Raw genomic sequence first — 25032 nt, forward strand, 5'->3', positions numbered from 1 at the left:
TTGTCAAAATTTCTTTTATCATCAATATCTTTTTCAGTTATATTATTAAATATTGAAGTTATTCAATATAAGCATAAATTAAATAGTGATATTGATGAAAAATTCCTCATCCAAGGCAGTATAAAAATATTTAAAAACTATTTTATATATTTAAATAAAAAAATTGGATATAACGAGATTGTTGATATTCAAATAAAAGATATAAAATATTATCGAAGTAAATTTAAAAATTTTGAAATATTACTAAAACTTAAAAATGGAGAACGAGTATTTGATAATGGTAGATACTTAAGTGGAAATATAACTAATGAAAAAAGATTAAAGTGGGAATTTTTAATATTTTATCTTAAAAACAAAAATCATAGATGTAACAAAATTTCAAATTTTAAAAAAAATATCGTAAAGTATTTATTAATAATCCATATAATAATTTATTTTGCCTTTTTGATTAATAGTGTATTGTTTCCAGTATTGTTAATTGAGATTGCCATAAACATACTTATTAGTTATTACATACTAGAAAGTTTTCACAAAATAAAAAGATGTTTTTATTTACAAAAAATGTTAAATTTATTGAATAAAAAATAAAAATTGAAAACTTAATATAAATTTTCTCATTATCTCTTATTATTTTATTCGTTGATACCATATATTTGCTGATATTATATTAATTTATTTGAAACTATATAAAATTTGTAAGAATATAGCGATTCCCCGCCTAACTGCATAGGTGATAATACGTTCATACAAGGCAGAAAAGAGTTAGTGATGGATAAGCAGTATAGTTTATTAAATAATGTAAATGTTTTCGTCTGTATATTTGCTACAATTCCCTCATGGGTTATATAAAACTATCAAAAAGTGCATTTTTTCATAATTTAGGGCTTATCATCAAAAGAGCGGGCTGTAAAGATAAAGTAGCTATCGTTTTAAAAGACAATGCCTATGGCCATGGGCTTTTGGAGATTGCTAAATTAGCAAATGAATATGGCATTAAAAGAGCAGTAGTGAGGAATACCGCTGAAGCTAAAGAAATAGAAAATCTTTTTGATTACATTCTCATTTTAGCTGATGCTCCACAGCAAAAAGTGAAGTTCCACTATACAATCAATAGCTTAGAAGATCTCAAAAAATTTCCCACTGGCTCCAATATTGAGCTTAAAGTTGATACAGGAATGCATAGAAATGGCATTGTGCCAGATGAATTGGAAGAGGCTTTTACACTTATCAAAAAAAGAGGTCTTAATCTCAAAGGTATTTTTACTCACTTTCGCAGTGCAGATGAGTTAAGTAGCGAGCTTTTTTGGCAAGAAAGAATCTTTGATGAAGTAAAAAGGAGAAGTTTAGAGCTTGTTAAAAGGTATGGACTACTTCAGCCTCTTTTTCACTCTTGCAACTCAGCAGCGCTTTTTCGCAAGCAAAAGTTAGATGATGATTTTGCAAGAGTTGGCATCGCAGCCTATGGGTATTTAGAGAGTGATGAGATTTTTGATCTGCCTCCTTTGCAGTCAGTTCTCTCCCTTTGGGCAAAGAAGCTCTCCACAAGATCATTACAAAAAGGGCAGCGAGTAGGATATGGAGGCGTGTTTGAGGCTGATCGGGATATGGTAGTCTCTGCCTATGATATTGGCTATGGAGATGGGATTTTCCGTGCGCAAAAAAGCATAGTTAATGGAAAGATACTTGGTCGCGTGAGCATGGATAGTATCATTGTAGAGGGCGAGCAGGATGAGATCTGTATTTTTGATGATGCGAAAAAGGTAGCTAAAGAGATAGGTACAATTAGCTATGAAGTGCTTGTAAAACTCAGTCAGAGTCTACCTCGTATAGTTTGTGAGTAGTACTCCATCGATCCCTGCTTCAATTACCTTTTCAATGAGTCTCTCATCGATTTTGGCTATCACTTTCGCATCGAAAAGATAATTTTCAGCTACTTTTTGTACCTCTTTTGCCAAAGAGAGGTTACAGAGTAAGAATTTTGCTTCCAGAGCATTTGCATAGACTGCCTCAGTGATGGAAGATATCCATGCTGCACAAGTGATGTTGTTTTCTTGGCAGTAGCGCAAAAGCTCAAAGTCAAAATCAAATGCCACAATCGCACTGGCTGGTGTTTGTGCGATTTCTTCTTTGCTTTTTACAAACATAATTGATGGATTTGGAATATGTGGATGGCCAAAAATTATCATGTTTTGACTCCTGCACATTTTTTTGAGCAGTAGTATTTGCCATTTTTGATAATTGCTTCTTTGCTACTTACAAATGTACCACATTGATCACATTCGACCATAATGTCTGTCTCTTTATCTTCCAGAGGTTTTTTCTTAATAAAGAAATAGTATATCCCGCCAATGACTACAGCAAGGAGGAGTATTTTAAAAAGCATCTTTTCCCTTTATAAATACGTAGTTGCGTTTGCCATGTTGTATCATTTTAAAATTTTCAATACCTTCAAGTTCATTTGGTGCTTCTTGCCCTTTATAAAAGACTATAATTGTATCATCTTTGATAAATGGATGAGCGAGAGCCAAGAGATCTTTTGTTTTGGTAACTGCTCGAGAGGTGATGAGGTCGGCTTTGAAAGGCTCAATCTTTTCTACTCTCTTATCTGCTACTGTGACATTTTCAAGATCTAAAAGTGTCTTGATATAGTGCAAGAAGCTTGCGCGTTTTTTACGAGGTTCAGCCAGAGTCCAATGGGTCTGGGGCATGGCGATGGCAAGAATGAGACCCGGAAAGCCAGCACCAGTACCAATATCCAGTGCCTTTTCTACATTTTGAGGGATATGTGGCAAAATGGCTACAGAATCTTCAATATTTTTTTGAATTTCTTGCTCACTCTTTGCTCCGGTGAGATTATGAATTTTGTTCCATTCAAGCAGTTTTTGTGTAAAGGTGCGAAGTTTCTCTTCCAAATGATTCCTTTAGAGAAGATGTCCCATTTTCTCTTTTTTTATTTTGAGATAGTTTTCATTGTGAGGATTTGGTTCCACTTTAATAGGGATACGCTCCACAATTGCTACATCTTTGATACTCTCTATTTTTTTGGGGTTGTTGGTGAGAAGTTTAATTTTTTTGATACCGTAAAAATCGAGAATAAATTCAACTATTTCGTAAGTGCGCTCATCTGCACTAAATCCTAGCTGATGATTTGCTTCAATTGTATCATAGCCTTTATCTTGTAGAGCATAGGCGTTAACTTTGTTAAGCAGTCCTATATTACGGCCTTCTTGACGCAGATATATTACCATGCCGCCGTGGTTTGCGATATAATTGAGAGCAAACTCTAGCTGTTCTCCACAATCGCACTTCTTACTGCCTAGAGTGTCTCCTGTGAGGCATTCAGAATGTACGCGGACAGCTGGAATTTTTGGAAGCTCTTTTGACATAATGACAAGATGCTCTTTGCAGCCCTCGGCAAAACATTGAATGAGAAAATCCCCATATTTTGTAGGTAGATTGGCTACTTCACTAACCTTTATCTCCATTTTTCTCTTTCTTTTGGTAAAATGTAAATAGATTATATCAAACAATTATATATAAAGGATTATGATGTTCAAACGCTTTCGTAGACTCAGACTCAATCCCGTCCTTCGAAATCTTGTCCAAGAAACTAGACTTGATATCCATGATTTTATTTATCCGTTATTTGTCAGAAGTGGTGAAGGGATCAAGAACGAAGTAGCTTCAATGCCAGGTGTCTATCAGATGAGTATTGATAATATTCTCAAAGAGTGTGAAGAGCTTAAAGCTTTGGGTCTCAAAGCAATTATTCTTTTTGGGATTCCAGATACCAAAGATAGTGTTGGGAGTGAAGCTCTCTGTGAGCATGGGATTATAGCCAGAGCTGTGCGAGCTATCAAGCAAGCTCATCCTGACATGTTTGTCGTTACCGATCTTTGCTTTTGTGAGTATACCGACCATGGTCATTGTGGAGTACTCGATCCAAAACTCCAAACAGTTGATAATGATGCAACACTGACTCTCCTTGCAGAGCAAGCAATTATTCACGCAAAAGCGGGAGCCGATATGATCGCTCCAAGTGGTATGATGGATGGTATGATTAGTGCGATTCGTGCTGGACTTGATGAGGCTGGATTTAGTCATATTCCTATTATGAGCTATTCGACAAAATTTGCAAGTGCTTACTATGGACCATTCCGTGATGTGGCTGAATCTGCTCCAAGTTTTGGAGATAGACGTAGTTACCAGATGAATCCGGCGAATAGACGAGAGGCAATTTTGGAGAGTATCGAGGATGAGACTGAAGGTGCAGATATCCTCATGGTCAAGCCTGCGCTGGCCTATCTTGATATTGTACGTGATATTCGCGAGGCAAGCATGCTTCCCCTCGCAGTTTATAATGTTAGCGGTGAATACTCTATGCTCAAAATGGCTGCAAAAGCTGGTGTGATTGATTATGAGCGTGTGATGATGGAAACTCTCATCGGATTTAAGCGAGCAGGTGCGGATATAATTATCACTTATCATGCCAAAGAGGCTGCAAAGCTGCTATAATAAGCTTTTAATTCGCAAAAAGGAACTATAAATTGAGGCACTTTTTGACACTCAAAGATTATACAAAAGATGAAATTTTAGAGATTATTGATCTAGCTATTCAAATCAAAGAAGAGACTAAACGCAAAGAGTTTGTGCCGTATCTTGAGCACCAGACTCTAGCAATGATATTTGAAAAGAGCTCCACAAGGACACGAGTAAGCTTTGAAGTTGGAATCTACCAGTTGGGTGGTATAGGACTTTTTTTGAGTAAAAATGATATCCAGCTGGGACGTGGAGAGCCTATGAAAGATACAGCACGTGTGGTGAGCCGCATGTGTGATATGGTGATGATTCGCACCTTTGAACAAGCTAAACTTGAAGAGTTTGCACGCTATAGCAAAGTACCTGTTATTAATGGACTTACTAATGAGTATCATCCTGTGCAACTTATGGCTGATTATCTAACGATGATAGAGTTTGGCAAAGCCGACAATCCGATAGTTGCCTATATAGGTGATGGTAACAATATGGCACATTCATGGCTCATGCTTGCTAGCAAACTAGGATTTACACTGCGAATTGCAACGCCAAAAGGATATGAACCAAATGAGCATATTTTTGTAGAAGCTTTGAAATTTGCTAAGGAGAGTGGAGCGACAATAGAGCTGACTCACGATCCCAAAGAAGCTGTCAAAGATGCTGATGTTGTGACGACTGATACATGGATAAGTATGGGACAAGAGGAAGAAAAAGAGAAGCGAATTCAAGATTTTAAGGGATTTGAAGTTACAAAAGAGCTAATGAAGTTAGCAAAGGATGATGCAATCTTTTTGCATTGTCTGCCTGCATACCGTGGTTATGAGGTAAGTGAAGATGTTTTTGAAGAGCATGCAGAAGAGATATTTACAGAAGCTGAAAACAGACTCCATGCACAAAAAGGTATTATGGTTTGGCTCGATAGAAAAAGGAGTAGCTAAGTGGAACCTATCAAAATAACTGGACAGAACTTGCTTTCTCACATTAACAAAATGGCTACAGAACTTGGCATTGAAAATCCAGCTAATGTGACTGTAGTACGTTTAGGAGATACTGAAGACCCTAATAAAAAGACTTTGGAGCTTGTACAAGGCAGTTGGGAAAACAGTGCTCCATGGTTTGTGATAGGTAAAGATGACAAAGTCTATGTACTCTCAAGTCTCGAATCAATTTTGCAACTGATAAAATCGCTCAATGATACTCGTTATGAGAATTTTAATCTCAAACTTGAAAAAGCGATACTAGAAAATCTTCCGGTTGATTTTAATGATGTTTGGGTAGTGGCAATGAATGAGATTCAAAAACGTTTAGCTGAGAGCAAAAACAAAAATCTTCTCGATATTGATATTAAAAAGCTTGTTAAAGATATCAAAAAAAATCACCCAAATCTTTTTATGCGACTCAAAGATTTCCAATTCCCACCTATGCAGGGGGAGTAGATGATAGATTTTGAAAAATTTGTAAAATATTCTCGACCAGGCCCTCGTTATACGAGTTATCCAACAGCGGTAGAATTTAATGAGGATTTTACATATGGTGAATATATAGAGAAACTGCAAAATCAAGATAGCTCCAAACCTCTCTCACTCTATTTTCACCTTCCGTTTTGCCGCAGTGCGTGCTACTTTTGTGGATGTAACGTAGTCTTTACATCAAAAGAGGATAAAAAAGAGCGCTACATAAACTATCTCAAACGTGAGCTTGACATTCTTTCAAGCTATCTCGATACTTCTCGCAGTGTAATTCAGCTCCACTTTGGTGGAGGTACTCCTACATTTTTCTCACCTGAACAGCTTGATGTTATTATAAAAGAGATTAAGAAGGTTTTCCCAAACTGGAGCAATGAAGCAGAGGTAAGCTGTGAGATAGATCCAAGATTTTTGAGCGAAGAACATATGCAGGTGTTAGCCAAGGGAGGTTTTAACAGGGTAAGTTTTGGTGTGCAAGATTTCAATGAACAGGTACAAAAAGCCGTCCATCGAATTCAAAGTTTTGAAATCACCAAAAATGCCGTAGATCTTGCACGAAAATATAGAATGCAAAGTGTCAATATCGATCTTATCTATGGCTTGCCTTATCAGACGTTGCAAAGTTTTCAAGAGACTCTTGACCTTACACTCAAACTCGATCCTGATCGTCTTGCAGTCTTCAACTATGCCCATGTACCATGGCTTAAAAAGACAATGCGCAAAATTGATGAGACTACTCTCCCAACACCTGATGTAAAATTGGCCATTTTAAAATATACTATTGACTTTTTTACAACACATGGCTATAAAATGATAGGGATGGATCATTTTGCAAAACCTGAAGATGAGCTTTTTCGTGCCATTGAGAAAGGAGAACTTCACCGAAATTTCCAAGGATATACTACCAAAGGTGGTGCAGACTTAATAGGTATAGGACTCACGAGTATTGGTGAGGGAGAAGATTACTATGCCCAAAACTATAAAGAGATGCACCTTTATGAAGAGGCAATAGATTGCGGAAAGCTCCCCTTTCACAGAGGTGTGAAACTTTCATTTGATGATAGAGTACGAAAAGCTGTCATTATGGAGCTTATGGCTAACTTCAAGCTCGATATTCCAAGGATAGAAAAGGAGTTTGGCATCAACTTCAAAGAGTACTTTGCAGATGCTTTGCAAGCACTTAAAGAGTTTGAAGAGCAGGACCTTGTAAAGCTGAGTGATCATGCAATTGAGGTAAGTCCTACGGGAACTCTTCTCATTCGCAATATCGTCATGCCTTTTGATGCGTATATGAAAAAGCATGGTGAAGGTAAAAAGGTATTTAGCAAAACGGTATGAAACTTCTTGTCTTTACTACCCAAAGAGAGCTGCGCCAATTTGCAGCCTCCCATCCCCAAAAACTCCTCCCCAAACTCCTTACAATTGGTGATTTTTTAGATAGAGCAATTCTTAGCGACTATGCATTTGTGGATGAGGAGCTGCGCAACTACTATTTTTATCAAGCCTGCAAAAGTGTTGATTTGGCAAAACTCGGAATTGATGAGAACTTTGAAAAGTTTTTGCAAGCGAGCGAAACACTCTACAGTTTTTTAAAAGAGATGTTTTTGGAGCGAGTCGATTTTGCAACGCTCATGATGAGTGATACCTATGCAGAGTATAGCGAGCATATTGCAATTCTTCAAGAGATTCGTCAAAACTACAAAAAGCTACTTCATGCTAAAGGATTTACTGATATTATCGTATTGGATGAGTATCAAATTAATCATAAATATTTTGACCAGTTTGAGGATATTACTATTAAACTTGCAGGATATTTGACCAAATTTGATAGGGAGATTATTGAACAGATAAAGGTGCCTTTAGCAATAGATTTTTGGGCGAGTAGATTCAATCTTCCTCTTGCAAGGAAAATGTTTGGTATAGAAGAGCCTGGGCACTACATCATTAAAAATGGCAAGGTTGAAAAAGTCCAGGATGATAACCCTATATTACAAACTCTTGCATACAAATCCTTTCCCAAACGTATAGAACAGTGTAACTATATTTTTGCCAAGATTGAAGAGTTTGTCCAAAATGGAATCGATCCACAAAACATAGTAGTGATTGTACCTCAAGCTGATTTCAAGGAGTATCTAGAGAGTTTTGATAGACTTAATAATCTTAATTTCAGTATGGGAGAGAGTTTTATCTATTCGCCTTTATATCGCAAATTGGAGGCTCTTTATAAATATCTCTATCTCCAAGAAGAGGAGTTTGCAAAAAAACTTCGCCAAGAAGAGGTAGAGGAGTTTCGCAATATTACAAATTGGCATGATCTCAAAGAGTTTATATTTGCCCATGCAAATGACAAGGAAAAGCGCCTTATTGAAGAAGATCTCTTTCGTTTTGAGAGGATGCTTGATCATATTGATCTCTCTTTTGAAGCGATTTTGCATCTGCTGCTAAGAAGACTACAAAATTTACGTTTTGATGATATTCGTGGCGGTAAAGTAACAGTAATGGAGGTGCTGGAAAGTAGGGGAACACAATTTGATGGGGTGATCATTGCTGATTTTAATGAAGGGGTAGTGCCAAAACTTTCGCAAGAGGATACCTTTTTGAATAGTACCACAAGAAGGCATGCAAAATTACCAACGACCGCAGAGAAAAAGTCGCTTCAAAAGCATTACTACTATACACTTCTTGCTACAGCTAAAAGAGCAGTAGTGAGTTTTGTAAAAAATGAAGAGAGCGATGCAAGCCGCTTTTTGTGGGAGTTGCCATTTGAAAAAAGGGAAGAGAAGCTAAGTTACAGCAGTGTGCTTTATAGATTTTCTAAAGCTCCGCATGTTTATGAAAAAATAGAGACATTTCCAAAGCCAGTAAAGCTTTCACCAACAATGCTTGAGATTTTACTTAAATGCCCTCTGCGTTATTATCTGAGCTATCATCAAGGAATTCGGGATAACGAGAAAGGTTATCAAGGTATAGCAATCCATAGAGCTATTGAGGAAGCTATCAAGAGAACTCCCAGATCTGAAGAGGAGTATTTTACTTTTATTTGGGAAGCATTATTAAAAGGTACTTCACGCCAGGAGCGCTATAATCTCAGTGTAGATTGGTATCAAAGGCTCAAAAAATTTGCTACTGCAGATTTTCGCAATTTACGCGGGAAAATCCGTACTGAAGTAAAAGCAAGTCGCGAGCTGGATGGTATTGTACTTGAAGCGCGTGTAGACCGCTTGATAGAACATAATGGCAAGATATTTATATACGATTATAAAACAAATAATACTAGGAACTATCTTAATCACTACCTCAAAGACACTGCAAAACTTCAAGCTGAATTTTATAGCTATATTTGGCAGAGTGATGAGGTCTATTTTTGGGATCTGCGCAATACAAAACTGCAAAAAGTGGATACTAAAGAAAGTCGAAGTCTCTTGAAAGAGGCTTTGGAAAGAGTAGAGTGTATTACAAGAAAGAGTGATGATATAGCATATTGTCGTTATTGTCAATTTAAATTCGGCTGTAGAGGTGAAGTGTGAGAGAGATGTTAGCACTCAAAGCAAGTGCAGGTACAGGTAAAACCTATGCATTGGCTTTGCGTTATCTTGCCAAACTCTTCATGGAAGCAACACCTTATGATGTACTCGCTATTACCTTTACCAACAAAGCAGCCAATGAGATGCGAGAGCGTATAGGAGAGTTTTTGCAAAAACTTGAAAGAGACAAAGAATTAGCACAAAACCTCTCACATATCACAGGACTTACTCTTGATGAGATTAATCAGCGCAAAGAGAAAGTTTTTGCAAAATTTTTACGTGATGATTTACTTATTATGACAATAGATTCTTTTGTACAAAGAATTTTACGGAAGTTTTCTTATTATGGTGGAGTTGCAAGCGATTTTGAAATCGGTGAATGTGAAATTTTTGAGCAATTTTTAGAAGAGTTGAATGAGAGAGAATATCACGAATTTATCTCATTTGCATTATGGTATGGTGCAAAAGTGGAGGAGTTTTTTACTACTCTTTATGAAAAAGATAAAGAACTTCCTCCGCCTCCAGATCCTTTGCAAGATAATACGCAAAAAATCATCGATCTTTATAATAAAATAGTAGCCCATGTGCAGATATATGGCAGTGATGCAAAGAAAAAAGAGTATCATGAAACTGATGATATAGATAAAATTCTCTATACATCAAATGGGATTAGAGCATATCTCAAAAAAGAAAATTGTAAAATACCAGGTGTAAAAAGATGTGAAGTGATAGAGCAGGAATTCCAAGAACTCAAACGGGAAATAACATACTATTTTGCATATCGTGAATCGGTATTTCTCTCACTGTTATACAAGTTTTATTCTCGCTACAAAGAACTTAAACTCGCTTTCATTACAAAGCAAAATCTTCTTTCTTTTACAGATATCAAGCATATCACATATGATCTTTTACAGCACTCAATTGCTAAAGATTTTCTCTATTTTCGTCTCGATAGTAAACTGGCTCACATAATGATCGATGAGTTTCAGGATACTTCGGTGGAAGATTGGAAAATATTTGAACCTTTAGTTGATGAGATAGCAGCTGGAAGTGGAAGCAGAGATTTTCGCAGTTTCTTCTATGTAGGAGATATTAAGCAGTCGATTTATGGCTTTCGTGGAGGAAAGCCTGAACTCTTTGATTATGTAGCAAACCGTTATAACATGCAAATTGAGGAGCTTGATATCAATTATCGCTCCAGAGAAAACATTGTGGCATATGTAAATGAGGAGTTTGATTTAGAGCAAAAAAGTGTAAAAGAGGGAGGATATGTAGAAGTAGTAGAAAGTGATGAAACTCTGCTAGCTCTAGAAGAGAAACTGCATATGCTGCTTGAAGCTGGTGTAGCAAGTAAAGATATCGCAATTCTTGTACCTCGCAATGATGATGTATTAAAAGTTGCAGAATTTTTGGAAGAGAAGTTTAGTCTCAAAGCCTCTACGAGCATTTCAAAGCTTGTGATCCATCAGCCCTTTGCAAGAGCAGTAATAGAAGCTATTAAATATCTCAAAGATAATACCAATACATTGGCACTTTTTCACTTTTGCTCAATTACAGGCGAAGAGAATATTGAAGATTTTGAACTTGAAAAACCTGTACAGTTGATCCGCAAAATCTGTGACAGATATGAGCTGTGGGATGAGTCTACACTCACACTCATGCAAGAAGCGGTAGCATATAAAGATATCGAGGAGTTTTTGCTTTATATCGAAGAGCTTCCTACTCAAATGCCAAGTAGTATGCAACATATTGAAGTGCTTACAATTCATAAATCAAAAGGTCTCGCTTTCAAGCATACTATAGTCCTTGATGTTTTAGGACTAGATAAGCCAAAATATCCAAAAGTAATTTTTGACTATGATGATATTACTTTGCAAAAACTAATATTGCGCCAAAAGGGTAGAGAAGAATTTGATGTACGATATAAAGAAATTTTACAAAAGGCTGAACAAAAAGAGCAAAAAGAGTTGCACAATGTAGCTTATGTAGCTCTTACAAGAGCGATCGATTCCCTTATAGTTATCAAAAAGCCAAAAAGCAGGAGATTTGGTTTTTTGCACACTACCAAAAGAGGAGTAATTTCTCCCCAGAATGACTCCTCTTCTTATGAAGAGTTGCAAGATTTCTCTTTGCCTCTTCGCTACTATGGTAAACAGGAGTTTATAGAAGAGCAGGAGTATAAACCTAATGAGTATGCTGCAATTTACAAAGGTGAGGCTATCCATAAAGGTTTTGAAATTGGAGTTGACTATGTCAAATCTCGTTATAAAGTCTTTGTGGATGTTGATGATATCGACCAGATTATACAAAGTGTACAAGATGATATTGAAAAGCACTTTAAAGGAGAGTTTTACAAAGAGATTCCCTTTGTGCACAAACAGCGCCTCGGTATAATTGACTTGCTTATTCGTACCGACAGTGGTTATGTGGTGATTGACTACAAGAGTGTACGGCCTGCAGATGAGAGTGGATATATAAGGCAGGTAAGTTTTTATAAAGAGGCAATAAAGATGATTACAGGACAGCCATGCCAGGGGTATCTTTATTATATAGATCAAAAACTAATGAAAAAGGTCTAAAGTGTTTGAATATACCAAAGTAAGCGATGCATGTATCAAATGTGGTAAATGTATCCCTACATGTACAATTCATCAAATAAATCCAGATGAAACAACAAGTCCTAGAGGGTTTATAGAGCTTTTGGGAGATTATCAAAAGGGTGAACTCGATCTCGATAAAACAGCAAAAGATATTTTTGAGAGCTGTTTTTTGTGTACCAATTGTGTAGATGTATGTCCTAACTCTCTCCCTACTGATATGATAATTGAAGAAGTACGTGCAGATATTGCTCAAAAATATGGAATCGCTTGGTATAAGAGGGCATTTTTTTGGTTACTGCGTCATCGCAAGATGATGGATATTTTTAGTAAACTTGGTTTTGTCTTTAAAAGCTGTGCTCTATCTCCTGATCCAAAAGGGCGGGGGCTACTAGCTAAATTTAATCTTCCGATGCTCAAAAAAGGGCGATTGCTCCCATCTATGAAGAGTGTGAGCTTTCTCAATAAATATCCAGAGCATCTCAATGAAGGAAAACAGAAAAAGGTCGCTATATTTATCGGATGTTTGGCAAACTACAACTACACCGAAATTGGTGATAGCCTCGTAGATATTCTCAAAGCTCTCGAATATGAAATCTATATTCCTAAAAAGCAGCTATGTTGTGGGGCTCCAGCCTATTTCACAGGAGATTTTGATACTGTTGCATATCTTACAAAAAGAAACATAGAGTATTTTGAGAGTTTTATCGATGAGGTTGAGGCGATTATAGTACCAGAGGCTACATGTAGTGCGATGATCAAGCATGATTGGGAGGTCTTTTTCCGCAATCGAGGTGAAGAAGAGTGGGCAAAAAGAGCTGCTAAGTTAAATGAGAAGATTTTCATAGCTACACAATGGCTCTACGAAAAGACACCGCTTTTGAAAATTTTGCAAGAGCAAGGTAAGAAGTTGCCAACAAGTGTGACATACCATGATCCATGCCACGCGCGTAAAGTGCAAGGGGTTTGGAGAGAGCCAAGAGCGCTCCTGGCGCAAAATTTTACAATCAAAGAGATGGAAGATCCCAACCGCTGCTGTGGGTTTGGAGGAGTGACTATACAGACTGAAAAGTATCATCTCGCTGAAGCTGCAGGTAAGCCAAAGGCCGCCATGATTGAGCAAAGTGGTGCAGAGGTGGTGGCAGCAGAGTGTAGCGCCTGTAGGGTGCAGATTAGCAATGCTTTGGTGCAAGCAAAGAGCAATGTGGTGTTTAAAAACCCGTTGGAACTAATAGCCGATGCATTAAAAGACGATTAATCATTTAGTTTATATAATTAAAACAAAAAAGGTAGACTATGAGAAAAATTATCATAATGGCAGGATTGGCTTCTGGACTCCTCTTTGCAGGAGTGACTGGTGCAGGACACCATGCAGAGCATAAGCACTGGAGCTATAAAGGCAGTGAAGGGCCTATACATTGGGGTGAGATAGATCCAAAGTTTCGTATGTGTAAACTTGGTGTCAATCAGTCTCCTATTAATATGAACAGATTTATCGACGCAAAACTTCCAGATTTACAAATCACCTATGCTGGTATTAGCAAAGAGGTGGTCAATAATGGTCATACTATTAAAGTAACAGCAAGTGGTAAAAATGAAGTAGTGGTAGATGGCATACCATTTGAGCTCATGCAATACCACTTCCACACTCCTAGCGAGAATACTCTCAATGGCAAACACTTCCCAATGGAAGGGCACTTTGTTCACAAAAGTAAAGATGGAGAGTATCTTGTTATTGCTTTGATGTTTAAAGAGGGAAAGAAAAATAGTGCCCTCGAAAAGGTTTTGACATATTTGGACCCAAAAGTAGGAAACAAGAAAAATCTCAAAGAGATGTTTAATCCCGGAGACTTTTTTCCAAAAAAACTAGACTACTACCGCTATGATGGATCTTTTACTACTCCTCCATGTACTGAAGGTGTTCGTTGGATAGTGCTCAAAAATCCTGTTGAGGCTTCCAAAGAGCAGATTGCAAAGATGCATGCAATGATGGGTAATAATAATCGCCCAACACAACCTCTCCATGCAAGGGTAATTTTAAAATAAAAATACTCTTTGCATCTAAATAATTGTCCCAGCCTTTCGATAATAGATAAAAACAAAAGAGGCTGGGCAATGGCAAAAATATCATCTTTGCAAAAGATACAATATGCAAACATTCTCTCCATTGTATTGTTTTCAATTTCGTTAGGCTATGAAGTATATAAAAATGGTTTCAACGGTATTTTTGTCATCAATATATTCAACTTTATTTGTGCTATTGTGATCTTCTTGAGTGTAATGGATATTCGGAAATCTCTCAATGCAATCTCCTATGTCTTGCAAAAAGCAAAAGGTGGAGTTTTTAAATATGATGTGAAGATAAATGATACAGGAACTCTCAAGGAGATGTTTGACAACCTCATGGGGTTTATGGAGCAGGTAGAGGGATTTTTGACTGATGTCAATATCGTGCTCAAAAGCCTCGAAGAGAAGAACTTCACAAAACTCAACGAAAAAAAATACAAAGGAATTTTTAAAAATATTGCTGAATCAATCAATGCCTCTGTCGATAATATGATGGTCAAAGAGAAGTTTGTAGAAAGAGAAAAGCTTAACTCAAAAGTGGGACAACTTGGAGGAGGTGTTGCAGGTGGTCTTGCTATTATTAAGCGAGATCTTATGGAGTCGATCAACAAAGTCAAAGATATTGTAGACAATAGCAACAAAATCTCATCAAATTCCAAAGAAGTCTCCCAAACTCTCGATGAGATCGTAAGTAAACTCAATAGTCTCATAGACATTGTCAAAGAGTCACATCTTGTGATAGAAAAGCTCAACAGAAAGACTGAAAATGTTAACAACATCATCAAACTTATCGATGATATAGCAGACCAGACGAATCTTTTGGCACTCAATGCTGCCATAGAGGCTGCGAGAGCGGGTGAGATGGGTAAAGGTTTTACAGTGGTGGCTGAAGAGGTAAGAAAACTAGCAGAAAAGACACAGCAATCTACTGATGATGTAAGAGAGGTTCTCAAAGAGCTCCAGGTGGAGAGCGAAAACAGCATAAATAACTCTACAAAAATGGAGCAGATTGCTAATGAATCAGCAGTGGTATTGAGTAAGTTCCGTGCATCTATTGATGCATTTACAGACAATGCGCAAAAGACTACCACTCTAGCAAATCTTATCCAAAATATAATCATCATTACCAAATTCAAACTCGACCATATTATCTATAAAAATCGTGTAGTGTATAGAAACTTCTTCAGTGGTAAAATAGAGACGCAGTATACAGATGAGAAGCATTGTGATTTTGGCAAATGGTACTATGGAGAGGGTAAGAAACTCTATGGCATGCTTGAAGCGTATAACCAAATAGAAAAGCCGCACAAGATGATCCATGACTATTCTAAACGTATTATAGAGCTTGTGCAAAGACCAGATTTCCAACAATTCATAATGACCCATCAAGATGATATCTATAAAGAGTTTCAACGCCTCGAAGCCACATCCGAAAATCTTTTCAATCTTCTTGATCAACTCCTCGAAGCATATGAGAAAAGCCTCACGAGTACTCCACAAGTCGCCAAAAAAGCTGCCTAAACTCTTTTCGCTATAATTCCTTGAATTTAATTCAAGGTTGGCGATGGAGTATTGGCAGCATATCTATGAACATTTTAATCCTGTAGCATTCAATCTTTTTGGTATACCCGTCCACTGGTACGGGATTATGTATCTTCTTGCACTCATTACTGCACTACTCTTTGCTGAGTGGCTCGTACGCCATGACAAGCTGCCATTTACAAAAAAAGAGCTCGATACCTATTTCATCTACGCAGAGATTGGAGTAATACTTGGAGCAAGATTAGGTTATATTCTTTTTTATGATCCACACACATCATATTATATTACACATCCATGGCAAATATTTAACCCTTTCCTCAATGGTCATTTTGTAGGAATACGTGGATTTAGCTATCACGGTGCAGTTATTGGCTTTTTGCTTGCTACATATCTCTATGCCAAGAGGTACCACAAAAACTTCTGGCTGCTCCTTGATATCGTGGCTGTTTCTGTACCTCTTGGATATATTTTTGGGCGTATTGGAAATTTTCTCAATCAAGAGCTTGTCGGAAGAGCTACCGATGTGCCATGGGGTATTTATGTGGGAGGAGTTTTGCGCCATCCTTCACAACTCTATGAAGCATTTTTGGAGGGTTTAGTAATTTTTGCTATCCTTTTTTGGTATCGTAAGAGAAAGAGGTTTGATGGGGAGCTTATAATCCTCTATGGATTTTTATATGGACTTTTTCGCTTTCTAGCTGAATTTTTCAGAGCTCCAGATATTCAACTGGGATTTATCTGCTGCGGTTGGATGACGATGGGGCAGCTACTTTCACTTGTAATGATGGGAGCAAGCACAATCTTATGGATATATCTATCAAAAAGGAGGGTGTATGAGTGATACGCATATGATAGGGCTCTATGCAACATTTGTATTTATGATAATATTGGCTGTATTTCCCTATTTTGTGATCAAGTATGTCAAAAAGAGAGGACGTGATCGCATAACAAAGGAGTAGCTACTCCTTGAATTGTGCCAGTTTTGGATAGAGGTTGAGGAGACTAATTGTCAGAGCTACTACAGCAGGGCCTATGATCATACCCCAAAAGCCGTAGCTAGAGAGTCCTGCGACAATTGAGAAAAATATGAGGAGTTCATTGATCTTCACATGGGACTCCTCAATCATCACATCATCGATATATTTGATAATAATTGGTTTGATAAAAGTATCTGCAATAATAGAGATGACAATAATAGAGTAGAGTGCGATGACTATCGCTCCTGATGTATCATCATGAAAGTAGCGATCGATTGAGAGAGGCAGCCACATAATAATTCCACCAATGACAGGAATAAGTGAAGCAAACCCGTAGAGTATACCAAATACAAGTCCATTATAGCCATAAATTTGCGCAATGATACCAAACAAAAATCCTTCAAAGATTGCAGTAGCAATAATAGAGTTAAACACTACACCTAGCACACCTGCAAGATTTTCAAAGATTGTTTTGCTATCTTCTTTTTTGAGAGGAATTATTTTTTGGAAGTAAAGAAGCAGATCTTTGCCATAAAAGTTGGCAAAGAAGTAGAAAATAAGGATCAATACTGTATCTTTGAGAAAGATTGCACTCTTTTTTCCTAAAAATGTAGCAGTTTGTACAATTGAGTTGATGATGGAGTTTGCGTCTATTTTAGCAGTGAAGCTCTGCATATCCACCCCACCAAAAAATGTTTTATGCTCAGCCAAAAATTCTGCAAGCCACTGCTTGAGGTGCTCAAAAGACTCCACCATCAAAGAGAAATCTATCTTTGTCACAAACGTTGCAGCGTTTGTGATGATATAGATAATAGGTGCAAAGAAGATAATGGCCAAGAGGAGGGTGCTAAGGAGGGAGGGAATGAAACGAGAACTGAATTTATGGGCAAAAAAGAGGTGGATTTTAAATGTTGCAAGAGCCAAAAGGATCGCTATAGTAATAGGAGAAATGTAGGGATAGAAGACTTGATAGAGAAAATATCCTACAACTAAGAGCAAAAGGCCTAAAAAGTGTATCGGTTTCATAATGCTCCTACAGTAGACTCTTCTGGATTTTTGGTGTGAGTTTTAAAAGTTCATATGTCTTTGGCGTGGCTACCCTTCCTCTGGCTGTGCGCTCAATATAGCCATTTGCAAGCAAAAAGGGCTCTATTACATCTTCAATAGTCCCCTCATCTTCACTTAAGGCTGCTGCAATGGTTCCGAGTCCTAGTGGACGCCCTTTTGCTTCGGCTAAGAGTCGTAGCAGTTTTAAGTCCAGCTCATCAAACCCCTGCTCATCTACTCCGAGGGCTTCAAGAGCTTCAAGGGCTTTTGCATGAGAGATCGTATCTTCATTTGCCACATCGCTAAAATCTCTCACTCTTTTCAAAAGACGCAAAGCAATACGTGGTGTTCCACGACTTCTCCTAGCAATCTCCAAGGCTGCACTCTTTTCGATTCCCTTACCAAGTTTTGCTGCAGCATTGGTAATAATGGCACCAAGTTCATTTGGTGTATAAAATTCAAGCCTAAAATGCATGCCAAATCTATCACGCAGAGGACTCGAGAGCATTCCGGCTCTGGTAGTTGCACCTATGAGAGTGAAGCGTGGCAGATCTATCTGGATAGTTTGTGCAGCTGGTCCACTTCCTATGATAATATCGAGTCGGAAATCTTCCATAGCAGGATAGAGAATCTCCTCGATTGCAGGGGAGAGACGGTGGATCTCATCAATAAAGAGGATATCTCCCTCTTCGAGATTTGTCAAAATAGCCGCTAAATCTCCACTCTTTTCTATCATAGGAGCAGCAGTGACTTTGATGCTGGCTTGCATCTGGTGAGCGATGATATTTGCTAATGTTGTTTTACCAAGTCCCGGAGGTCCAAAGAAGAGGATATGATCGAGGCTCTCACCTCTTTTCTTAGCAGCTTCTATGAAGGTTTTGAGAAGTTTTTTGACCTTCTCTTGGCCAATATACTCATCCCAGCTACTTGGACGCAATGAGCTTTCGAAACAGCTCTCTTCACTAAATTTTTCAACTTCTACAATGCGTTCCATCAGTAGCTATAATCCTTTGTCGGAAATTTTCCTTCTTTTACCTCTTTGGCGTATTGACTCACTGCCTTTTTGACAAGTGTTGCTCCATCAAGATACTTTTTGACAAATTTTGGCTTGAAATCTTCGAAAAAACCCAACATATCACTCCACACAAGCACCTGTCCATCCACATCCACGCCAGCTCCTATGCCTATGACAGGAATATCGACACTTTTTGCCACCTCTTTGGCTATATGAGCCTCTGTACCTTCCAAGACTATTGCGAATACTCCAGCCTTTTCCAAAGCCTTTGCATCTTGGAGGAGTTTCTTGGCATCTCTGACGACTTTGTAGCCTCCCTCGCTTCTAACAGATTGTGGCTGCAAGCCGATATGACCCATTACTGCTATACCATTTTCTACAAGATGTTCTATGATAGAGGCTTTCTCAGTACCACCTTCAAGCTTAATAGCATCTGCTGTAGTCTCTTTGTAGACACGTATTGCGTTTTTAAGAGCACTCTTTTTATTTGTATAGCTGCCATAAGGCATATCAAAGACTATAAAACTCTCAGGTGCACCTGCGCAGACAGCTTGTGTATGATAGATCATCTGCTCCATAGTAGCACTGAGAGTATCGGGGCTGCCAGCAAAAATCATATTGAGACTATCACCTACCAAAATCATATCTACATAGGGTGCAAAGAGTTTGGCAAAGAGAGCATCATAGGCAGTGACCATCACGAGTTTCTCTTTATTTTTTGCTGCCTTGATGGTGGTGATAGTGTGCTTTTTGGCCATTTCTCCCCCTTTAGAAACTAAATTCATTTTATCAAAAAAAGTGTATAATTACAATCAAAAAGGCAAAGGATAGTAGTGAAAAAACTCGTTGGCTACATTACTAGTGCATACCCAGACAAAGAGTTTACAATCGATCTCATTTTGGCTATGAAAGAGAAGGGATTAGATAGTGTTGAATTGGGAATTCCTTTTAGCGATCCGGTAGCAGATGGTCCCGTGATTGAGGAAGCGAATGTAAAAGCACTACAAAATGGGTTTAAGTTTGCTGATGTATTAGATATTACTAAGGCTGTAGCCAACGAAATTGATACGCTATGGATGGGCTACTTCAATCCTTTTTATCATAGAGGTGTAGAAAGAAGTATCAAAGAGGCCAAAGAGCTTGGTGTGAGTGGATTTATCATTCCAGATTTACCTTACGAAGAAGCGCTCGCTTATAGGCCACTCTTTGATGAGCATGAGTTAGCTCTCATCGATTTTGTTGCACCTACTGATACAAAAGAGCGAGTCGATCTTATCTGTGAAAATGCAAAGAAGTTTATCTATCTTGTAGCCTATGCCGGAATTACAGGTGCACAAAAAAGAGAAGATCTTAGCCAAATTATCGTTTGGATTCGCCAGAGTACAGATACGCCGGTGTATCTAGGATTTGGTGTCAATGAGAAGACAGCCAAAGAGAAGGCCAAAGATGTAGATGGAGTTATAGTGGGAAGTGCATTTGTGAAAATTTTGCTGGATGATGGCTTGACAAATAGCCAAAAAATTGCTAAAATTGCCGAGCTTTCAGGAAAGATTAAGGAATTAATCAACTCCTAGCTGGTTGCCCCAAAATATGGGGGTGACATGGCTTCGACGGGAGCAGTCGGTCATAGGCTGCGTGCCGGCTTGAGGAACGCCGTAAAAACTCCTCAAAAAAATAGACGCAAACAATACAGATTACAGACCGGCTTACGCAGTAGCAGCGTAAGTTAAGAACTTACGGTCCCTCGCACCTATCCCTGCCCTCTGGGATAGGATTTTGCGGGGTCATCCTCTAGAGGGCTAGGATATCTGGTTGCCTAGCCAGATATCGACACCTTGAGGCTGGACTACTGTAGGTTTCGGGCGCTGAGCCTACAGTAGTCGAGATCAATCAGCGCTACTACGCACGTAGAGGCCTATGGTCGGTTGTTTCCGGACTCGGGTTCGATTCCCGACACCTCCACCAAAAATTAATCTTCAATACGCTACAATATCTGACAAAAATCAATCTTTCTATAATAACTTTACTACTACTACTGGAGAATCTATTTGGAAAAAAAAGTGGTCTTGGCCTTAGGCGATTGCAATATGCGAGGGGCAAATAGTTTCAAAGGTCAAACTTATATTGATTTGATAGCCCAGGAATTGCAAGCCGAAGCGATTAATTGTGGAATCACCATGAGTACTACTAGAGAAGGATTGATCCTTTTTAATAAGTATAAATCTATTAAACCAGATTTTGTCATCATAGCTTATGGTCTTGTAGATAGCTGGAAGACATTTAAGTATGCACCATATGTTCTTTATTATCCGGATAATATATTGAGAAAAATCGCGAGAAAATTTGTGAAAAAATATAAAAAGATTGCGCGCAAACTTGGACTCAATGAAATTTTAGGGCAAAAGTATGTCGTCCCTCCCAAAGAATATAAAAAGAATTTACAAAAAATTATAGAACAAGCAAAAGAGGTGATTCTCATCGAAACTCCGCCTCATCTTTCGCAGCTATTTAGAAACAGAGATATACAGCTTTATAACACAATATTAGATGAGCTATCGCAAGAAAATGATAACTGTAAAGTGGTCAAAATCTATGATGATTTTGAAAAAAATAAGGCGTTCTATCTTGACAATACCCATTTCAACCAAGATGGGTATAACTATATAGCAAAAAAAATTTTGGAAGTTTTATGAAGTTTGGAATCTATCGCTTTAGCGCATTGGGGGATATTGCTGCTTCTATTCCGGTATTCAAAGCTTTCGAACAAAAACCTACAATACTCACTTCACCAATGGGATATGAACTCTTAAAAGATGAGTTTGAGGATATTATTATTCTCAAAAGTAAAAATATCATAGATGTTTTGCAGTTTATCTATAGGCTTAAAAAGGAGCATTTAGGGCTTTTTATAGATCTACAAAACAACGATAGAAGCCGTTTTATTCGCTCATTTTTCAAAAACATCGACAATAAAGGTGTAGATTTTGATCAAAGTGTTACTTATATCTTTTACGATATTGCAAAAAAGAGTAGATTGGTTGGTGAACTTGATGTAAATTTTACAAAAAAAGAGCGAAGCTATATTGTGCTCAATGTAGGCTCAAGTCCCAAATGGATATCAAAGCGCTTGCCTTTTCACAAGTGGCATGAATTTAGTGAAATTTTGTATGAAAGATTTGGTCTGGAATTTGTTCTCACAGGTGATAAAAACGAGCAAGAGTATGTAGAAGAACTTTCTCGGCACATTGTAGGCAAAAAAGAGGTAGTAGCTGGAAAGACCAATCTCCAAGAGCTAAAAAATATTCTTAAAAATGCCTATCTTACTGTCTCAACGGATTCGGCCCCAATGCATATCTCAGCAGTCTATAAAACTCCAACCATTGGTCTTTTTGGTGCGACAAATTGGATACGCTCAGCTCCTTTTGGTCCTTGGAGTGTAGCACTTTATGACAAAAAGCAATTTAGCAAGCCTCCCAAAGTCAACAGAGTTGCAGTGGGAGACTACTATGAAAATATAGATATCAGTGACGGTCTCAAGCAGTTAGAGCAGTTTTTATAAATCTATCTGCTTCCATACGAGGCTCAGCCTTGTTTTGATTTCGCTTTTGCGTGGTTTAATGATGATCTCTTGGATAGGAAAGTTTTCAAATGTATATCTATTTTCTAGTTTCTCTAGCTCCTCTTCAAGCTCTTCTTGAATTGTTTCGATTTCGTGCTCTAACTCTTCAATGCGCTCTTTTGCGCTCTCAATATCATCATACTCGTTATAGGCTCTTTTGGCTTTAGAAATTGTAGAGCCAGCTTTTGCAATGGTGGAGCTCTTTATCTTTTTGCGGCCAAAGAGTGAGTCAAGGAGTGTCATACCAATAGATATGATTGTATCGGTAGTCTTGCTTTTTGCTTCCTCTTTCTCTTTTTCGAGTTTTTCATAAGCGCGTCTGAGTTTAATTTGCAGCTGCTTGAGCTTTTTTTCATAGCGTTTTTGAATCTTTTCTCGCTCTTGCTCCTTTTTATCCCGCAAAAGTGCCAAAGCGCGTGCTTTAAAATCTTCAAGCGACTCTTCAGGAGTTGATTCAATACGTAGTTTTGCAATTTTATAGAGAGTAAGATGCTTATTTATATAGAGCATATTGCGTAGATCTTTTGCTAGCGTTACCCACCCTTTTTTACTTAGCAGCTGGGATGGTAACGCAGCAAATACGGAATTTTCTGGTGGCTTTGTAGCTAAACTTCGCTCATCACACTCTTCCATTGCTTCAAGATCCATATCTTGCGCTGCAAATTCATAGCAAACTTCTTGGAGAGTATCTATACCACGTGTTTGGTTGTAGTAGTGGAGTGTAGCTTTTGCCTGAATAAATGGAGCAAAGCGAAAAGTTTGTGTGCTTGGATTGTAGATTTCAAAATATTCATCAATTCCAGCTGGAACGAGAGGCTTTTGTGCTAGAGAGCTTTTTGGCTTTAGAGTGTTCTGAGCAGTTTGTGCAGAATTTTTTTCCTCTTTTTTGGCTGCCATGAGTCTTGCGATTTCCTCTTTGTTTAGAGGCCCTTTGAGATAGCTAAGTACCCATCTAGTTTTGAAAATTTCTAGATTTTCTTTGTGGATGCTGCGCAGCAAAAAGGTGCGTTTAGGAAGATTTGAGAGTATTTGGGTTATTCTCTTTTTATCAAGAGCATCTGGACTGTTTTTGAGCAGTCCATCGATAACTCTTTCGATATCTTGCTTTGTTTGCAATCTGCCCAAAAACCATGTGCCGATATTTGCAAGCCCTTTGTAGTCTATGTCCACTGGGTTTTGGGTAGAGAGCACTGCACCTATTCCAAATGCGCGAGCCTGCTTGAGGAGTAAAAGCATAGGCTCTTTTGACGGAGGATTTGCATTTGGCGGAAAGTAGCCAAATATCTCATCCATGTAAAGTAACGCTCGCAGAGCCGATGTTCCACTCTGTGTTCGCATCCACGAAATGAGTTTGTTGAGGAGATATGTGACAAAAAACATCCTCTCATTGTCACTGAGGTGTGCGATATACATGATACTCATTCGTGGCTTGCCATTTTGGGTGTAGAGGAGTTTTGCAATATCGAGAGGTTCTCCTTTGATCCAGTTGCTAAAGGATGGATGAGAGATGAGGTTGTTGAGTTTGAGCGCTAGTTTGGTACGCCCATTTGCTGGGTAGAATCCCTCAAGTGGCAAAATTCCTATCTTTTTAAATGGTGGGTTGATGATATTTGCAATGAGCTGCTCAAGAGTGAGACTCTCTCCCTTTTTCCAATAAAAATCCAAAATATTTGAGAGGAGTATAAATTCATTTGTTGCCTCTTCTTGCGATTGACCCAACAGAGCGAGTAGGGAGTTTGCACTTGCTGCAAGCATATAGCTATAGCTATCAGTATCTTCAATAATCTCTTTGCTTGGAGCATCAAAACTTGCTAACAGTGAAATCTGCACACCAGCACTGCTTCCTGGTGTATAGATAGTGAAATCTGCTGATTCTTTGAGCTTTTTGATACGAGATCTATCTTGGTAGAAACTCTCTATCCCCTCTTGCCACATTGCAGCGATTTTATCTGCATATTCTTCGACACTCAGTCCCTTTTTTTGTGCTTCAAGAGGATCTATCCAGGGTACGAACTCTTGAGGAGATAGATTTTCAAATGCTAGAAGCAGATCGCCCATATCACCTTTTGGATCTATGATAAGAGCAGGGATTTTATCGATTGCCGCTTCTTCCAGGATACCGATCCCAAGTCCGGTCTTGCCGCTACCGGTCATCCCGATAATTGCGGCATGAGTAGTAAGGTGTTTGTTTTTGATAAGCTCTAAAAGACCGGTCTCTTCACCTTTTTGATCTACCTGCTTACCAAGATAGAAGAGACCTAATTTCTCATAGATCTGTGTCATTAAGAGTAAAGATTCTCTTTTTTAAACTTTTTAACCAAGAGATAGTAAAAGATTGCTCTATATTTATTGCGGTTGGATGAGCCCATTTTTTCGCACACCTCTTTGAGAGCTTTATCGAGCTCATCATCACTTGCATCGATCCCAAGCTTTTTGATGATAAAGTTTTTCTTGACTCTCTCTAGCTCATCGGGGCTTGAGCATGATACAGTCTCTGCATCTTTTTTGTAGATTGATGGGCCAAGACTCTTTGTGATCTTTTCTAGCAGCGTTTCATCAAACTTTGGTTCAATCTCTTTGATCTTCTCTTTGTAAAGAGCAATTTTTTCTTGCAATTTGTTCATAATAAACTCCTTAACTTT

Annotated in this window: 25 protein-coding genes and 1 other RNA gene; 17 read left to right on the forward strand and 9 right to left on the reverse strand. The window is 38.1% G+C overall.

Annotated elements, in window-relative coordinates; all coding sequences use genetic code 11:
• Both JG734_RS01985 and JG734_RS01990 read left to right on the forward strand, forming a co-directional pair.
• The gene (locus JG734_RS01985) at positions 1 to 588 is read left to right on the forward strand and encodes a hypothetical protein (protein WP_201333367.1); all 588 of its coding nucleotides are present in this window, start codon (positions 1 to 3) and stop codon (positions 586 to 588) included.
• Positions 589 to 836: 248 nt separating this feature from the next.
• A complete protein-coding gene (locus JG734_RS01990; RefSeq protein WP_201333368.1) occupies positions 837 to 1841 on the forward strand; it encodes an alanine racemase in 1005 nt (334 codons plus the stop codon).
• Here the strand turns inward: JG734_RS01990 and JG734_RS01995 are convergent.
• Genes JG734_RS01995 through ribA form a run of 4 tightly spaced genes read right to left on the reverse strand, consistent with a single transcriptional unit; the run spans position 1818 to position 3485 of the window.
• Positions 1818 to 2186 carry a hypothetical protein gene (locus tag JG734_RS01995; RefSeq protein ID WP_201333369.1) on the reverse strand — a complete coding sequence of 123 codons (369 nt, stop codon included), beginning with the start codon at positions 2184 to 2186 and terminating at the stop codon, positions 1818 to 1820. The genes JG734_RS01990 and JG734_RS01995 overlap by 24 nt on opposite strands.
• Positions 2183 to 2383 (reverse strand): PP0621 family protein, encoded by a 201-nt coding sequence (locus JG734_RS02000; protein ID WP_201333370.1) that lies wholly within the window; start codon positions 2381 to 2383, stop codon positions 2183 to 2185. Before JG734_RS02000 ends, JG734_RS01995 begins: the two co-directional genes overlap by 4 nt.
• Positions 2373 to 2912: a 16S rRNA (guanine(527)-N(7))-methyltransferase RsmG gene (gene rsmG / locus JG734_RS02005; RefSeq protein WP_201333371.1), complete on the reverse strand. Its 540-nt coding sequence runs from the start codon at positions 2910 to 2912 to the stop codon at positions 2373 to 2375. The genes JG734_RS02000 and rsmG overlap by 11 nt, the downstream gene beginning before the upstream one ends.
• Before the next feature lie 9 nt (positions 2913 to 2921).
• Positions 2922 to 3485: a GTP cyclohydrolase II gene (ribA, locus tag JG734_RS02010; protein WP_201333372.1), complete on the reverse strand. Its 564-nt coding sequence runs from the start codon at positions 3483 to 3485 to the stop codon at positions 2922 to 2924.
• 64 nt (positions 3486 to 3549) lie between these two features.
• On the opposite strand from ribA, the gene hemB reads away from it, so the two are divergent.
• The 11 genes from hemB (at position 3550) to JG734_RS09475 (ending at position 16691) form a co-directional block, all read left to right on the forward strand.
• Positions 3550 to 4515 (forward strand): porphobilinogen synthase, encoded by a 966-nt coding sequence (gene hemB, locus JG734_RS02015; RefSeq protein WP_201333373.1) that lies wholly within the window; start codon positions 3550 to 3552, stop codon positions 4513 to 4515.
• 32 nt (positions 4516 to 4547) lie between these two features.
• A complete protein-coding gene (gene argF / locus JG734_RS02020) occupies positions 4548 to 5474 on the forward strand; it encodes an ornithine carbamoyltransferase (RefSeq protein WP_201333374.1) in 927 nt (308 codons plus the stop codon).
• Positions 5475 to 5972, forward strand: coding sequence for a DUF2603 domain-containing protein (locus JG734_RS02025; RefSeq protein ID WP_201333375.1), 498 nt, complete (start codon positions 5475 to 5477; stop codon positions 5970 to 5972).
• A complete protein-coding gene (gene hemN, locus JG734_RS02030; protein WP_201333376.1) occupies positions 5973 to 7340 on the forward strand; it encodes an oxygen-independent coproporphyrinogen III oxidase in 1368 nt (455 codons plus the stop codon).
• Positions 7337 to 9529 carry a PD-(D/E)XK nuclease family protein gene (locus JG734_RS02035; RefSeq protein WP_201333377.1) on the forward strand — a complete coding sequence of 731 codons (2193 nt, stop codon included), beginning with the start codon at positions 7337 to 7339 and terminating at the stop codon, positions 9527 to 9529. The genes hemN and JG734_RS02035 overlap by 4 nt, the downstream gene beginning before the upstream one ends.
• Positions 9530 to 9534: 5 nt before the next feature.
• A complete protein-coding gene (locus tag JG734_RS02040; protein WP_236587031.1) occupies positions 9535 to 12105 on the forward strand; it encodes a RecB-like helicase in 2571 nt (856 codons plus the stop codon).
• Position 12106: 1 nt separating this feature from the next.
• The gene (locus tag JG734_RS02045; protein WP_201333379.1) at positions 12107 to 13381 is read left to right on the forward strand and encodes a (Fe-S)-binding protein; all 1275 of its coding nucleotides are present in this window, start codon (positions 12107 to 12109) and stop codon (positions 13379 to 13381) included.
• A 38-nt stretch (positions 13382 to 13419) separates the two neighbouring features.
• A complete protein-coding gene (locus tag JG734_RS02050; RefSeq protein ID WP_201333380.1) occupies positions 13420 to 14169 on the forward strand; it encodes a carbonic anhydrase in 750 nt (249 codons plus the stop codon).
• 69 nt (positions 14170 to 14238) lie between these two features.
• The gene (locus JG734_RS02055; protein WP_201333381.1) at positions 14239 to 15711 is read left to right on the forward strand and encodes a methyl-accepting chemotaxis protein; all 1473 of its coding nucleotides are present in this window, start codon (positions 14239 to 14241) and stop codon (positions 15709 to 15711) included.
• A 43-nt stretch (positions 15712 to 15754) separates the two neighbouring features.
• A complete protein-coding gene (gene lgt / locus JG734_RS02060; RefSeq protein ID WP_201333382.1) occupies positions 15755 to 16573 on the forward strand; it encodes a prolipoprotein diacylglyceryl transferase in 819 nt (272 codons plus the stop codon).
• Complete coding sequence (locus JG734_RS09475; protein ID WP_255531395.1) at positions 16566 to 16691, forward strand: hypothetical protein; 126 nt, start codon at positions 16566 to 16568, stop codon at positions 16689 to 16691. The genes lgt and JG734_RS09475 overlap by 8 nt, the downstream gene beginning before the upstream one ends.
• Here JG734_RS09475 and JG734_RS02065 read toward each other — a convergent pair whose 3' ends face one another.
• The 3 genes from JG734_RS02065 to panB are packed head-to-tail and all read right to left on the reverse strand — an operon-like array spanning position 16692 to position 19529.
• Positions 16692 to 17735, reverse strand: a complete 1044-nt coding sequence (locus JG734_RS02065) for an AI-2E family transporter (RefSeq protein ID WP_201333383.1) — start codon at positions 17733 to 17735, stop codon at positions 16692 to 16694.
• Between the two features lie 7 nt (positions 17736 to 17742).
• Positions 17743 to 18750, reverse strand: coding sequence for a Holliday junction branch migration DNA helicase RuvB (gene ruvB, locus JG734_RS02070; RefSeq protein WP_201333384.1), 1008 nt, complete (start codon positions 18748 to 18750; stop codon positions 17743 to 17745).
• The gene (gene panB, locus JG734_RS02075; protein ID WP_201333385.1) at positions 18750 to 19529 is read right to left on the reverse strand and encodes a 3-methyl-2-oxobutanoate hydroxymethyltransferase; all 780 of its coding nucleotides are present in this window, start codon (positions 19527 to 19529) and stop codon (positions 18750 to 18752) included. The genes ruvB and panB overlap by 1 nt, the downstream gene beginning before the upstream one ends.
• A gap of 75 nt (positions 19530 to 19604) precedes the next feature.
• Between panB and trpA the strand changes: the two genes are divergently transcribed.
• The 4 genes from trpA (at position 19605) to JG734_RS02095 (ending at position 22330) form a co-directional block, all read left to right on the forward strand.
• Positions 19605 to 20345 carry a tryptophan synthase subunit alpha gene (gene trpA / locus JG734_RS02080; RefSeq protein ID WP_201333386.1) on the forward strand — a complete coding sequence of 247 codons (741 nt, stop codon included), beginning with the start codon at positions 19605 to 19607 and terminating at the stop codon, positions 20343 to 20345.
• A gap of 18 nt (positions 20346 to 20363) precedes the next feature.
• Positions 20364 to 20736, forward strand: a transfer-messenger RNA (tmRNA) gene (ssrA, locus tag JG734_RS02085).
• A gap of 95 nt (positions 20737 to 20831) precedes the next feature.
• Positions 20832 to 21464, forward strand: a complete 633-nt coding sequence (locus JG734_RS02090) for an SGNH/GDSL hydrolase family protein (protein ID WP_255531409.1) — start codon at positions 20832 to 20834, stop codon at positions 21462 to 21464.
• Positions 21461 to 22330: a glycosyltransferase family 9 protein gene (locus JG734_RS02095; protein ID WP_201333388.1), complete on the forward strand. Its 870-nt coding sequence runs from the start codon at positions 21461 to 21463 to the stop codon at positions 22328 to 22330. The genes JG734_RS02090 and JG734_RS02095 overlap by 4 nt, the downstream gene beginning before the upstream one ends.
• On the opposite strand, the gene JG734_RS02100 is transcribed toward JG734_RS02095, so the two are convergent.
• Together JG734_RS02100 and JG734_RS02105 are read right to left on the reverse strand one after the other, a co-directional pair.
• Entirely contained in the window at positions 22325 to 24673 is a 2349-nt protein-coding gene (locus JG734_RS02100) for an ATP-binding protein (RefSeq protein ID WP_201333389.1), read from the reverse strand. The genes JG734_RS02095 and JG734_RS02100 overlap by 6 nt on opposite strands.
• A complete protein-coding gene (locus tag JG734_RS02105) occupies positions 24673 to 25014 on the reverse strand; it encodes a DUF2853 family protein (RefSeq protein ID WP_201333390.1) in 342 nt (113 codons plus the stop codon). The genes JG734_RS02100 and JG734_RS02105 overlap by 1 nt, the downstream gene beginning before the upstream one ends.
• Positions 25015 to 25032: the final 18 nt, after the last annotated feature.

The organism is Nitratiruptor sp. YY09-18 (assembly GCF_016593235.1).
GTDB lineage: Bacteria > Campylobacterota > Campylobacteria > Campylobacterales > Nitratiruptoraceae > Nitratiruptor.